This window comes from Petrocella sp. FN5 (genome assembly GCF_029210395.1).
Taxonomy (GTDB): Bacteria; Bacillota; Clostridia; order Lachnospirales; family Vallitaleaceae; genus Petrocella.
The window spans coordinates 1-13895 of sequence record NZ_JARGDP010000068.1 but is presented as its reverse complement, the minus strand read 5'-3'; the positions used below and the strand labels follow the sequence as shown (position 1 = coordinate 13895).

The following is a 13895-nucleotide window of genomic DNA, read 5'->3' as shown; positions in this document are numbered from 1 at the left end:
ATTTTTCATAATATCAAAAGTGTCCATCAAACCTTGATAAGCCACATTGTCAGCAAATTTTGCTTCCCCTGCTTTTAATTCTCTTAGCACTTCATCAACTTCTTTGCCTTCTTGAGTCGCATATGCAATGGCTAGAAAGTGATTCCCCAAAGACCAGTTCATACTTCCAATTGCCAATGCCTCAACACCTGTAGCTTGGATTTTTTTTAACAAGTCTTCTAATGCATCTTGAGTATTAATTGTACTTGGATCAAAAGTCCCCCCAACCGCTTTGTCCAATACTTCTTGATTGTAGATCAAACCATAACCTTCTACAGCAAAAGGAAATCCTAAAACTTTACCGTCAATAAGTGATTCTTGGGCTAGGTCTTGAACCCATTTTTCTCCAGATAAATCCAATGCTTTATCGGAAAATCTTTTAATATCGCCTGAATCTAACATTACAAGTGTTGCCGGTGTTCCTGATGCATATAAGGTTGAAGCTCTTTCAACCGGTGATTGATCTGTTGATAGAACATTGATGCTTATGTTGGGATGTTTTTCTTTGAATTTCTCGGTTGCACTAATAATTTGATCATTAATATCATTTTTACTGTTTAAAAATGATATTTCAATCATTTCATCCGCATCTGATGTTTCTGCCGCTTCATCTCCTGCTACTTCCCCGTTACCACTTTCATCTGCATTTATGTTTTCCTCTTGACCACACCCCATCATCGATGCTAATAATACAAGCACTAAGAGCACTGCTACCATTTTACTAAATGCCTTCATTTTTTTCCTCCTCAAATATAAATCTCATTCTTCATTGTTTGCAAAATGTCAAAATTAAGTTTTCTTAGTTTTGTCACTTTTACTTTGGTTACATTTCAACAATAGCTCCCTTTTGTTGTGAATACGTATTCTTGATGTTTTAATTATAATCTAATTTGTTTATGCTGTCAATTATATTTTTCATCAAGTTTACGTATTTTTTACTCAGGCATACGTAGTCAGGCTATATTGTCATGTCCAGTGTCCTGATATGTGCTTTAGCTACATTCATTTCATCACCACCATATAAACTTATATTTGTATAAGGTGTAATTGGGAATACTAAATCTGACATAACATATTCACCATTTTCAAAAAAAACTTCAATCTCGGCAACTGGTTTTGAGACTAGTTTTAAATCCCCTGAAAAAGATTGAATACTTAGTTCTCTTGGCAGGGTCATCATACCTTTCCATTTTTTTGTTGGTAATTGAAATGCGTACTCCCAATTGTTCATCCAGCCAATCAGTACAGTTCTGTCTAAAACATTAGACCATGTTATGGATGCATAGTTGTCTTTACCAAAATCCATTATTCTAAAAGACTGATCATCTCTTATAAATGAGATGTAGCCAAGCGCATCAATCTGTAAGTCACCAGTATAATAGCGAGTACAGGTTTCTCCATTTATTCCACCCATATTACTGCTAAGCAAAAGCACCCATTTGTTGCCATTGGTATTATTACCATGTATTGGCAATTCAAATAAATCCGGACACTCAAAAACACCGATGTCTTTATTCATTTCATCATAAAACTCATGTTCTTTCTTCCAATGAATTAAATCCCTAGAAGTCCAAAAATATACGCGATTAAATGCAGCAATAAGCATGATCCATTTTTTTGTGTTTTCATGCCAAATCACTTTTGGATCTCTGAAATCATCCGGTATATTTGATAACGGATGATTGGAAATGATAGGGTTGTCTTGATACTTAGTAAATGTTTTTCCATTATCAAGACTATAAGCCATGCTTTGTTGCTGTCTCGGCAATGTAGACGTATAGAAGGCAAGAATTGAGTCCTTTCCCAATCCAGAGTGATTGTGCCGATCTATAATCGTACATCCTGAATAGATCACACCTAATTCATCCGGCTTAATTGCCACCTCCAGTTCCTCCCAATGAATAAAATCTTTCGTAACTGCATGTCCCCAGGACATGCCTTTAAATACATGATCTATTTGGTCATGTTGGAAAAACATATGATAATAGCCATCAACATATATTAATCCATTAGGGTCATTCATCCAACCCCTATTAGGTTTAAAATGATATGTCGCATCATAGGGACAATTATTCTCATTTTCTTTATGTTTATTCATTTTCTTTTTTCTTATTTCCATTATATCTGTAAGATGCTCTTATAAAGAAAGCATCGATCCTTTCATTTTTATTTTTACTTTTAATTGCAATACAAAGAATGACCTATTACATTTTTATTATGAATACGTATTCTATCTGGTTCTTAATTATATCTTCACATAATCTTTTTGTCAATAGTTGCCCATTATAGGGTTATTATTTTTTATGTCTTTTATTTTTCAATAGACTATGTTAAACTAATTTTAAGAATAGCTATTCAAGGTGGTAATATGAATTATAATATGAAAGAAATTGCAAAACTTGCTAATGTTTCACAGCCAACAGTATCTCGGGTGATCAATGGTAATACGAATGTTAATCCAGAATTACGTAAAAGAGTATTGCAAGTCATTGAGTCTGTTGGTTTCCAACCAAATCGAGCCGCTCAAACCTTAAAAAATCAGAACTCATTTTTAATTGGTGTAAGTGTGACTTCAATATCTAACCCATATTTTATGGACTTAATTGAATCCATTGAGTATGAAGCACGTTCAATTGGGTATAACATTATCTTGCATAACTGCGAAAACAATATCTTAATTGAGCAAAATAATCTTAAGAATTTTATTGCACGTCAAGTGGATGGTGTTATTATTGTACCCGAATCTGATGAGAACTTAGAAATACTCGACAAGTATAAAATTCCAACAGTGATTATTACCCATGTCCATTCTAACTTTAATTCTATTTCTATATCCCATGAAAAAGGTGGGGCTTTAGCCGCGGATTATTTCATTCGTAAAGGTGTGCAACATTTTTTATATATTGGTCAAGGACCCTATGGAAAAGATTTAAAGTTAGAAGGCTATAAAAATGAGTTATATGCAAACGGTTTGAATTTTATTGAGTCCAATTATCTGCACCACCCAACTGAAACAAATAACTCAATCCAATTAGAAAAAGTAATCCACACTTATATCAAAGATCATCTTGATACCATTTTCATTCCGTCTTTAATAGAAAATAAAGACAAAGGGCACTCAAATGTTGGTGTGCTATGTGGCAATGATATTATCGCTATACAATTTATTACGATGGCATCAAAGTACCATCTCATACTTAATGTACATTACCATTTAATTGGTTTTGATGATACCATACTTGCAAAAAGCTACCGTTTTTCAAGTATCCGACACCCTATACATGAGATGTCTACTCATTCTATTAAACTCTTAATGGAATTAGTAAGTAGAAGAATAACCTCAAAAAATGCGATTACATTAAACCCTCTCCTTATTGAAAGATCCTAGTAGCCTTATCCTTTCAACTAATAAACATAAATGCTTTGAAATACAGTATATCTTAAACTATGTACTGTATTTTTTCTTGACAATAGTGTGTGTTGTACAGTATAATTATATTAACAGTAAGAAAGTTGGTGATTGTATGAGTCAAAAAGACGTTATTGTTTCGAATCTCGTTGGGGAACTAAAAAGAGGTACATTGGTGTTAAGTGTCCTTCTAAATACAAAAGAATCTACATATGGTTACGCCTTAGTGCAAGCATTACAAGGCCTCGGTATTGACATCGAGCAGAACACTTTATACCCACTTCTTAGAAGACTTGAAAAACAAGCATTACTTAGCAGCAGCTGGGATACGACGGAATCACGACCAAGAAAGTATTATCAAATCAGCCAACTAGGGCTTGAAGTCCTAAGTGACTTAACCGCTCATTGGCAAGAAACAAATAAGATTATTAACACTATGTTAGAGGAGGTCTGATTATGAAAATTATAGAACAATACATCTACGCAATCGGCAAATACTTGCCTTACAATAGCCGTAAAGACATAAAAAAAGAGCTTTATGCTTCCCTTCTTGATGAGATTGAAGCAACTTATGGTGAGAATCCAACTCAGAAAGAATTAGAGGCCGCCATTACCGCTTATGGTACGCCGCGTCAAGTGGCCAATCGTTACAAAGAAAATAACCTTGTCATCAGCAGCGGTTATACAGACTTATTTTTCTTTATCAGTAAAATCATTGTCTTTGCCCTAAGTATTGCTTTTACAATCATTTTTCTTATTGGCTTATTTGAAGGGGAAGTAACACCCAATAGAATCATAGTAATGATTGCTCAAACCCTTGCACAGATCTTAGGGGCCAGTTTAAGTGCCATAGGTTGGGTGGCACTTGGTTTCATTATACTAACGCGTTTAAATAAGGATTATGATATTGATCTAGAAGATGACTGGACCCCTAAAGAACTGGCTGATATCCATATTGGGCCTGAAGGGGAATCTAAAATCGAAAGTGGTATCTCCATTTTCTTTATCCTTATCTTCATTGTAATTATCAATACCATGCCCTTCTTGCCCACAATTGCCGAGAATGCTTTTGGTATATCCGGTTTGTTAGGCCATAATCTCAATATTGATTTGTTCAAGATTTATTTAATACCACTAAGTCTACTATGGTTTGGAGAAATCATCTATCATATCTTCAATCTATTATATGGCACTCAAACAAAAAGAATGGTTCTCTATGATTTATTGATTGAAGTTTTAAGTGCCGGTTTACTCTTACGAATGGTGTTTGATGCAACGCTCTATCTTAATTACACTTCCATCATTGGATTTAGAGCTATCATCCTATTAATTGCTATTATCGGCTTCATTGAAACCATTGCAAAAGCCATTAAATTCATCAAGTTTTATATTATTAAATCCTAATCCTATATCCATACTTACATAATAAAACAGCTCTACTTGAATTGTATTTCGATTCAAGGAGAGCTGTTTTTATTATGCTTTTCATCTATAATACTTATACGTTTGCTTTTGCTTTTTCTACAAGTTTTGAAAATGCAGGTGCATCATTTACAGCCATTTCTGCCAACATTTTTCTATTGACTTCTATGCCGGCAACTTTTAATCCGTGCATAAGTTGTGAATAGCTAATGTCATTCATACGCGCTGCTGCGTTGATTCTTGTAATCCATAGTTTTCTAAAATCTCTTTTTCTAAGCTTTCTGCCGATGTATGCGTACATACCTGACTTCATAACTGCTTGCTTAGCTGTTTTAAATTGCTTGGATTTTGCACCTCTATATCCTTTAGCTAATTTTAATACTCTTTTATGTCTTTTATGTGTATGCATTGCGCCTTTAATTCTTGCCATGTTTTAAACCTCCTAACGATCTATTATAAGTATGGTAATAATTTCTTGATTACTTTTGCGTTTGATGCGGACATGATGGTTGCTTTTCTTAGATTTCTTTTTCTCTTAGGACTTTTTTTCGTTAAAATATGGCTTGTATAAGCTTTATGTCTCACGATTTTTCCTGTACCGGTCTTTTTAAATCTTTTTGCTGCACCACGGTGTGTTTTCATTTTTGGCATTGTTTAATCCTCCTTATAAATTACTTGACATCTTTTTTGGGGGTCATGAACATAACCATGCTACGACCTTCCATTTTGGGGTATTTTTCGATATCCGCTATGTCCGCCAAGTCTTTTGCAAATTGTAATAAGATATCTCTACCAATAGCTGTATGTGCTAATTCTCTACCTCTAAATCGAACGGCAACTTTTAACTTGTCACCTTTTGATAAAAACTTAATCGCATTTTTCTGCTTTGTATTAATATCATGCTGCTCGATATTCGGAGATAGTCGCACCTCCTTAAGACTTATAATGTTTTGTTTCTTACGTGCCTCTTTGTCCTTTTTCGTTTGCTCATACTTGAATTTGCCGTAATCTGTAATCTTGCAAACGGGCGGTTTCGCCTTTGGCGCGATTTTTACCAAGTCAAGGTTCTTTTCCTTGGCTATGTTCAACGCTTCTCTTGATGTCATGACGCCTAATTGACCGCCATCTTCATCAATAACACGTACTTCTCTGTCTCGGATTTGCTCATTAATCATTTGTTCGCTAATAGTCGGACACCTCCATATGGTATACTGTTTGTTTGAGTCTGCTTTTTACAAGAATAAACATAAAAAAAAGCTAGACCTAGATCTACCCACATATATAAGCTACTTGGCGCTGCCAAGTTAATAACTCATATGAACCAAAGTAACACGAAGTTCTAAGGTGAGAGTGGATACTCTTCTTCTTTTATCTGTGTAATCATACCATGACACGGGTGACCTGTCAATATTTTTTAGGTTTTTATATGAAAAGTGGCTATACTTTATTAATACTATTTAAGGATAACCAATAAAACTGTGTACACTCGTATAAAACCCCCCAGTAAACTTACTAGGAGGTTTTATAGATTATCTGATTCTTGATAAGTTAGTCAATTCTTACATTGAGCCAATCAATAATATCACTCATGACGATTGCCTTTTCATTTCTTTCATTGAGCGATTCATGATAAAGTCCTTGATATATTTCTAGTGTTTTATCTACAGAGCTAATGTTACTATACAAGTTTTCTGAAAATGCTTTGGAAACAATTCGGTCATCGCCACCATGGAATATAAATACTGGGTATGTGTAATTACCTTCTGTTATTTGATCTTCCAGATATTTTGATCCCGCTCCAAAAGTTTCCCATTGGAGTTTTCTTGTGTAGGATGTTAGACGTAATGGATCAACATAATAATATGCTTGTATTGCTGGATATCTACACACAGTACTGGTTAAGCTGTTTGGTACAAGGGCTTCAGCGCCTCCTACTGCTGCATAAAACGCTTCATCATCTAGACCAAAAGCCATATAATATGGTCCAGTCGCGCCACCAGATATGATTTGTCCAGCCAGCTTATCTGTATACGTTACGCCGTATGCTGCTGTAAGCAAGCCACCCATACTGTGCCCTATCATATACACTGGCTTGCCTGGATTATCTGCCTTTGCCATTTCTACTATTATGTCAATGTCTTCATAGTATTCAGCAAATGCTTCAACATTCCCTGAGTCTCCATTGGCGATACCGGTTTCTCCATGCCCTTTATTATCCAGCCTATATACGCCATAGCCTGCGGTGTTTAAGGCTTCAGTTGTTTCATTATATCTGCCAAGATGTTCTGCTAAGCCATGAACAATTACTACGACTGCCTTCATTGGTCCATCAACTTCAATGTTTTTTGCATAATATATTGCTTTAGTTCCAGTGGCATCGATTATTAAATCGTCCTCTACTACGCTAAATGATAATACATTACTATCAAATGCATAAGGACCTGTTATCGCTCCTGCATCTGCTTGAATACTAAAAGAGCGTGCATTGGTCGCATCTCCTGTGAAGGAAAGTGTAACTTGAGTATCTGAATTTCTAGTAATAGACTCAAGTGTTAATCCTGTTGTTCCTGTCAATACCGTCCAGTTAGCTGGGTTCGTCACTGTTGCATCCTCTGCAAACGTATGACCTAAGTTTATGATCTGTGCAGGATGATCTTCTCCTGAGGTTAAGTCAATGACAATGCTTGCCCCGCTAACAGCTTTTGTTATGGTTGTTGAGTTTTGTGTTGTAATAATAGGTTCTTTTCTTGCTAGTTGAATATCCTTACCTAAAACACTGGACCCTTGCGTAATCTCAAATGCGGCTATTGTAAAATCATAATAGCCTTCTAAGGAAGCTGTTACTGTATATCCTGTTCCTACAGTCATTCCTGAGACATCATAGGTTCCATCTGCTAATGGATGAATTGGTGTACGAACGATAACATTGTCTTTTTTTAGTTGAAGTGTGGCCTCTGTCAAATCCGGCATGCCTGCTGAGACTGTTAATGTTCCAGTAACAGATTGATTTCTTGCATCAAGCCAATCAATAATATCACTCATGACAATTGACTTTTCATTTCTTGCATTGAGTGATTCGTGAAATAAACCGTCATAGATGACTATTTCTTTATCTGCTGAATCAATGTTGTTGTATAGGCTTTCAGAAAAAGCTTTGGCAACAATTCGGTCATCGCCACCATGGATAATCAATGCTGGATAGGTGTACTGTCCATCATCTATTTGATCTGTTAAGTATTTCGATCCACCTGCAAAGGTTTGCCAGTATAGTTGTGCCGAAAATTCAGTTAATCTTAACGGATCTACAAAATAATAGTTTTGCACTGCCGGGTATCGACTTACAGTACTTGTTAAGCTATTTGGTAGCATGTATAATGCATTTCCACCAAATTGGCTATAAAAAGCATCTTCAGCTCCGAAATTTAGGTAATAAGGGCCTGTTGCTGCTCCTGATAAGATTTGTCCATCCAGTTTATCCGGATAGGTCACACCATACATTGCTGCAATTAAGCCACCCATACTGTGTCCTAACATATAAATAGGCTTGCCTGGGTTTTCAGATATTGCCCTATCAACAATCAAATCTAGGTCTTCATAATATTCACTATAAGCGCCTACAATCCCTTTATCTCCATTTTGAATACCTGTTCTTCCATGACCTTTGTGATCCACTCTGTAAGTACCATAACCTGCTGTATTAAGAACCTCTACTACTTCATTATATCTGCCAAGATGTTCTGCAAGACCATGAGATAATACAACGACACCTTTCATGGCTGTCACATCCGTATTAACGGCATAATAAACTTGCTTTGTACCTGTTGCATCATTCATAAAACCGTCATCAACAACACTAAAATGTAAAACATTGCTATCAAAGGCATAATCACCAGTAATTGCTGTGTCTAATGCCTGTATGGTAAATGCTCTTGTTTCAGATGCTGTGCCGGTAAAACTAATTTCCACTTGGGTATCATTGATTCTGTTTATAGCATCAAGAACTAATCCTGTTGTTCCTGTGTCAATGGCCCAATTATTTACATCCTCTACCGTTAAAGCCTCTGCAAAGGTATGACCTAGATTCTCGACTTGCATATCATAAACTTTGCCGGAGGTTAGATCAATTGTTAATGTTAATCCTGCTGTATTTCTTGATATTGCTGTATATTCCCCAAGGGTAGCCGTTGTAATAATGGGTTCTTTTCTTGCAACTTGAAGGTCCTTACCTGTGATATTGGTGCCTTGCGTCACTGCAAATGCTGCCGTTGTAAAATCATAGTAACCCTCTAAGCTTACGTTGATTGTGTAATTTGCACCTGCCAAAACGCCACTCATACTATATGTACCATTTGCTGCCGGATGAATCACGGATCCTACAGTGACACCTGATTGCTTCAATTGAATCGAAGCAACAGACAAATCCGGTGCTCCTGCTGAGGCTGTTAGTACACCTGTTATCGTTTGTGTTCTAGGTGCACTGCTTCTACCACCACTGCTTCCACCAGTATTATTTGAAGTGTTTTCAACAACAGGTGATTGAATCCCTTCTGTTACATTGATTTCTACTGGTGCTTTCTCAAATACAACACCCGCTGCTTTTACATCAACAGCTATGATTCTACCATCACCACTCACTTTAATTGGTGACTCAATGGATAGCTTTGTAACTGTTGTATTTGCGCCAACAAGAATTGTACTGTCTTTTATATTTTCTGATACGGTCATAGATACTATCTCAGTGTTTCCTTGTGTTTGTAACGCTACTTGATTGGCTTGCAATAGAATACTATCAAACTTTCCTTCAAGTATAATCGTCTCGCCTGCCGCTTCCTCTGCGATTACAATATCTGCACCTTCTACATCTATGGCTACGATTCGAACCGCACCACCGGCTGTTTCTTGAATGATAATCCTATTATACTGACCACCATTAATATGAATACTGTTTTCACCGCCGCCTCGAATATAGGTTTCTCCATTAACTGTAATATTGTTCAAAGTGACATCACCTTGTCCAACCCCTTCATCAATGGTCAAGCTTCCTGTAATTATTAGGTTTTGTAGTATAACCCCGTCTGCTTTAACAAGGACATTGCCTTCAATTCTCTCGGCTCCAGTTACCGGACCATATGTCCCAACTTTGTCATAAATTAGGGTTCTCATGGCATGATTAAGAGCAACTATGGCCTCTGCTCGTTTTATTTGCGCCGTAGGTTTAAAGCTACCATCCGGATAACCATCCATTAATCCTGCTTCTATAACCGCACCTATATAGCCGTTACTCCATGATGCCATTTCACTAGAATCTGTAAAATTCATAGTAGCATCAGTATTTGGCGTCAATGCCTTAACTTTTGCTATGACAATGGCTGCTTCTTGTCTTGAAATTAGTTTATTCGGTTGCATTGTACCATCAGGATAGCCCCCAAGATATCCTGCCGCAACTGCTTTTTGAATAACGTTATAATACCATATGCCTTCTGTAACATCACTAAATTGAATCTCTGCTTCTGCAGAATAGCCAAATGCATTGTTAACAAGGTTCATGAATTCAGCTCTCGTAATACTGTTGTCCGGTTTAAACGAACCATCCCCATAACCACTGGCCAAACCTTTCTCCATCCATTCTTTAATCGTGTTACCTGCCCAATGGTTCTCAATGTCTGACTTAGCTGATGCACTGATTGTTAATGCAGGAATACTAATTGCTAGTGATAATATGATTGCAATGAGTTTTTTTGCACCTTTTTTTAATCCTTTCATTTCTTACGCCTCCTAATATAATATTCGTTCTATGCCAAAGCTATGTTCCCAATTGCCTCCTTCCTCTTGCTAATTGTCTTTCTAATTATTTATGGTACAACAAAGCTTGTTAACAATTCATCAACCAATTGTTAACAAAAAAAACACATTCATCGAATGTGTTTTCCCTAAATATATGATAAACTAACTTGTTTTCTCCTTGATACGCCATAATTCTTCGTCTGTTTTTTTCATCATAACCTGATCACCCATTTTGTGATACAACTCTGCCTTTTTCTGGTAATAGCTCTCATTATAGTTTTGATGTTGAATCAGAATATTCATAAAATTAACGGCTTCTTTATAATCTTTCTTTTCCTCTAGCAATGATACTGCTTTTAATATTGCATTTTGAAACGCAGTAAAATATTTTTCCTTATCCAGATTAAATTCATAGATATCAATATCTTCACAAAAAGCACCTTTATAAAAATCACTTAACGCTTTAGCTGATAAAATGAAATCTTCATCTCTGTTTTTCATACTTTCAAGGCATTGGCTAAAACGCATCAAGTCTGTCGCAATGAACTTATCACTAATAAAATAGCGGCCATTGGCTTGCCATACGATGTCTTCAAACCCAACATCTTGCATTGCTTTTCTAATATAGGTAAGGGATGTCCTTATATTGCCATTGGCTTTGTCTAAATCATAATGTTCAAAAAATGTGTCCATAAGCTTGTCCTTGGTAACACCTGTTTTATTATGATAAAGTAAATAGTAAAAGATATGCTTTGCTTTTACCGTTCGCCAACGAACAAGCTTTCCGCCTGCCTTTACAATGTTATCACCAAAAAATCGAACATATAGTTTTTCTGAATCGTTTTTTTCTTGCTCAACTAACCCTTGACCTACTCTATTTTTGATTTCTTCTATAAAAGCTTTGTGTATGTTGTTTTGTATGCAAAAATGATACAAAGGCTTGTAATATTCATAAAAAGTCATAAAGTCCTGAATGTAATAACCACTTTCAGATAAGTCCATCGTTGTTTGTGCATACTTAAGGACATTTCTTTCATCACCCTTAGCCAAATAGGCGGTTGCAATAACAGCACTTAAGGTTGCCACATAGAGTTTTGTACCAAATGCTTCTGAAGGCACCATTGCCCGTTTAGCATACTCAATCGCCAAGTCATAATCCTTTAGAATTAAATACATTTGAGATAACATCATATCCACCATCATATAACCTAAATGGTTATCTTTAGGTATACGGGGATAATAATTGCTTACCATCTCTAAGGCTTCATCCTTACGTCCCAAAAAAGCCAACATAGTTGCATAGGTAAAGGTACTTAAATGGTACAAATTATTGTTTTTGTCTTCAAAACACTCCATTGTTTTTTTGAAATATTTTTCAGCATGGCCATATTCACCATGATGAAATTCCAGTTCTGCCAAAATACCATAAAGCTCAGGTAAATTGGCATTTAAACCAAATCGCTTGGCATTGTCAATTTCTTTTAACACATGGGTTTTACCTTCTTCCAGATGTCCCCAAACCATATAGATGCGTATGGTATAAATGATTGAATTCAAAGGAGATATTCTATCACGATACTTAGCTTGAATGGACATAGCCGTTCGATATTCTCCAATCAAATAAGCCGCATATTCTAAGAGCGCAAATACCTGCACCTCAGAAGTTTTAATATGATTTTCGTCAATCCCTAATATTTCATTTTTTAATACAATAAATTCTTCATCTACCCTGCTTAAAAAGGAGCTGATATATAATTTTTCACTTAAAATATCCATCTTTTCATCTAGTGGTCGATCTTGTATTTTTTTATAGATTCTATTGGCAAGGGCGTAAGCTTCATCTGCCTTGTATTCCATACGCAACACCTTCACCCATATAATATCTGCTTTTAATAAGCCTTCGTCTTCCTTTTGATTCAAGAAAAGCGTACGTGCATTTTCAATAAAGCGTCTTCCACTTTCTACATCCAGATTCTTAAGGGCTATTAATGCTTTGATGAGTGAAAAACTCCCATATTGATAGGCCGTTTTTGTGGATATTTTCTTTTCCCAGTGGTAGATTTTTGAGTAATAGGCAATAGAAACATATATGTACTGGTCTTTTTTTAGCAGTGCATCTGCCTTATCATAGTCCCTTGATAAGAGTAAATAATCGATGGCTTCGAGAATATTATTTCTATGTATATAGTAAGCACTTATTTTTTCATAAACTTCTTTCTTATTCGACACTTTTTCTTGCAAATAATCTCTAAACAAGTCGTGATATTTAAATACACCCGAATGAATTTTACTAATAAAAAGGCCTTTTCTTGACATTTTCATAAGCGTGTCATAGGCATCTGTTCTATTGATAATATAGTTACAGGCTTCTACATCTAATATCTCCAAGAGACAAGTAGAACGTAAAAACTCTTGATCGTCAAACATTTCAAATATATTATCAAAGCATTTTTTGTAAAGTTCTTGAATCTCATAGCCACTTACAAGGTTCTCACTTATTGCATGTTGTAAGAGATTAAGCCCAAAAGGCCACCCATTATTCTTCCTAATGAGTTCTATATTGTATATATCTTGATGGCTAGGTTTAATTTTATCAATAAAGGTATTTTCTTCTGCTTGAGAAAACTTCAATTGTTCAATACTGATTTCTGCAAAACGATGACTGGTAAATAAAAAATCCAAATCAAGTGCAGGTTGGGTCCTTGATGCAATAATAAGGCGTATATTAGATGGCATATATTTAATAAAAATAGCTATACATTCATGAATAAGGTCCTCTGTAAGATAGTGAAAATCATCAAAAATAATACATAGATGATCCTGAGACTTTTGTGATAAGTAATTTAACAAGTCTGCAACTAGCCCTTTGATATCGCCTTGATTTATCCTTTCGTTCAAAAAAGGTATAATATCCTCTTGATGTTTACCAAGACATCTTGCAATACCTTCTGATAAATAGGTCATAAAGGTTACAATTTCATTATCAAACACATCTAAATGATACCACATTACTTTTTCATCGGTCATATGGTTGAATTGAGATAGTAATGTTGTTTTACCATAACCTGCTGGTGCGGTCACAAATATCACATTCTTATCTTTGTCTCTTGTCATTTTTTCAAGTAATTCTGAACGTTGTATAAATGCTTTTTCTATCGCAGTTGGGCTGAATTTTGCATTAATGATGTTCATATCACTATCTCCTTTGTCAAGGTGTTTACCGAGTAATCTAAAAAACCTT

The 13895-nt window shown here is 35.6% G+C and carries 10 protein-coding genes; 3 read left to right on the top strand and 7 right to left on the bottom strand.

Going from position 1 to position 13895, the window contains the following annotated elements; all coding sequences use genetic code 11:
• Both P0N36_RS12590 and P0N36_RS12585 read right to left on the bottom strand, forming a co-directional pair.
• Positions 1–774, bottom strand: a 774-nt coding sequence (locus P0N36_RS12590; protein WP_275843206.1) for an ABC transporter substrate-binding protein, incomplete at its 3' end; no start/stop codon positions are given.
• 223 nt (positions 775–997) lie between these two features.
• Entirely contained in the window at positions 998–2137 is a 1140-nt protein-coding gene (locus tag P0N36_RS12585; RefSeq protein WP_275843205.1) for a glycoside hydrolase family 32 protein, read from the bottom strand.
• A 270-nt stretch (positions 2138–2407) separates the two neighbouring features.
• Here P0N36_RS12585 and P0N36_RS12580 point away from each other — a divergent pair, with 270 nt between their 5' ends.
• From P0N36_RS12580 to P0N36_RS12570, 3 genes are all read left to right on the top strand, one after another.
• Positions 2408–3427 (top strand): LacI family DNA-binding transcriptional regulator, encoded by a 1020-nt coding sequence (locus tag P0N36_RS12580; RefSeq protein ID WP_275843204.1) that lies wholly within the window; start codon positions 2408–2410, stop codon positions 3425–3427.
• 136 nt (positions 3428–3563) lie between these two features.
• Positions 3564–3902, top strand: a complete 339-nt coding sequence (locus P0N36_RS12575; protein WP_275843203.1) for a PadR family transcriptional regulator — start codon at positions 3564–3566, stop codon at positions 3900–3902.
• 2 nt (positions 3903–3904) lie between these two features.
• Complete coding sequence (locus tag P0N36_RS12570; RefSeq protein ID WP_275843202.1) at positions 3905–4852, top strand: hypothetical protein; 948 nt, start codon at positions 3905–3907, stop codon at positions 4850–4852.
• Between the two features lie 94 nt (positions 4853–4946).
• Here the strand turns inward: P0N36_RS12570 and rplT are convergent, their stop codons facing one another.
• The 5 genes from rplT to P0N36_RS12545 form a co-directional block, all read right to left on the bottom strand.
• Positions 4947–5300 carry a 50S ribosomal protein L20 gene (gene rplT, locus P0N36_RS12565; protein WP_275843201.1) on the bottom strand — a complete coding sequence of 118 codons (354 nt, stop codon included), beginning with the start codon at positions 5298–5300 and terminating at the stop codon, positions 4947–4949.
• Between the two features lie 23 nt (positions 5301–5323).
• Positions 5324–5521 carry a 50S ribosomal protein L35 gene (gene rpmI, locus P0N36_RS12560; protein WP_125136195.1) on the bottom strand — a complete coding sequence of 66 codons (198 nt, stop codon included), beginning with the start codon at positions 5519–5521 and terminating at the stop codon, positions 5324–5326.
• A gap of 20 nt (positions 5522–5541) precedes the next feature.
• Positions 5542–6045: a translation initiation factor IF-3 gene (gene infC / locus P0N36_RS12555; RefSeq protein ID WP_275843200.1), complete on the bottom strand. Its 504-nt coding sequence runs from the start codon at positions 6043–6045 to the stop codon at positions 5542–5544.
• Between the two features lie 373 nt (positions 6046–6418).
• Positions 6419–10633, bottom strand: coding sequence for an alpha/beta fold hydrolase (locus P0N36_RS12550; RefSeq protein WP_275843199.1), 4215 nt, complete (start codon positions 10631–10633; stop codon positions 6419–6421).
• 183 nt (positions 10634–10816) lie between these two features.
• Positions 10817–13846, bottom strand: a complete 3030-nt coding sequence (locus P0N36_RS12545) for an AAA family ATPase (RefSeq protein WP_275843198.1) — start codon at positions 13844–13846, stop codon at positions 10817–10819.
• Between the last annotated feature and the right edge of the window lie 49 nt (positions 13847–13895).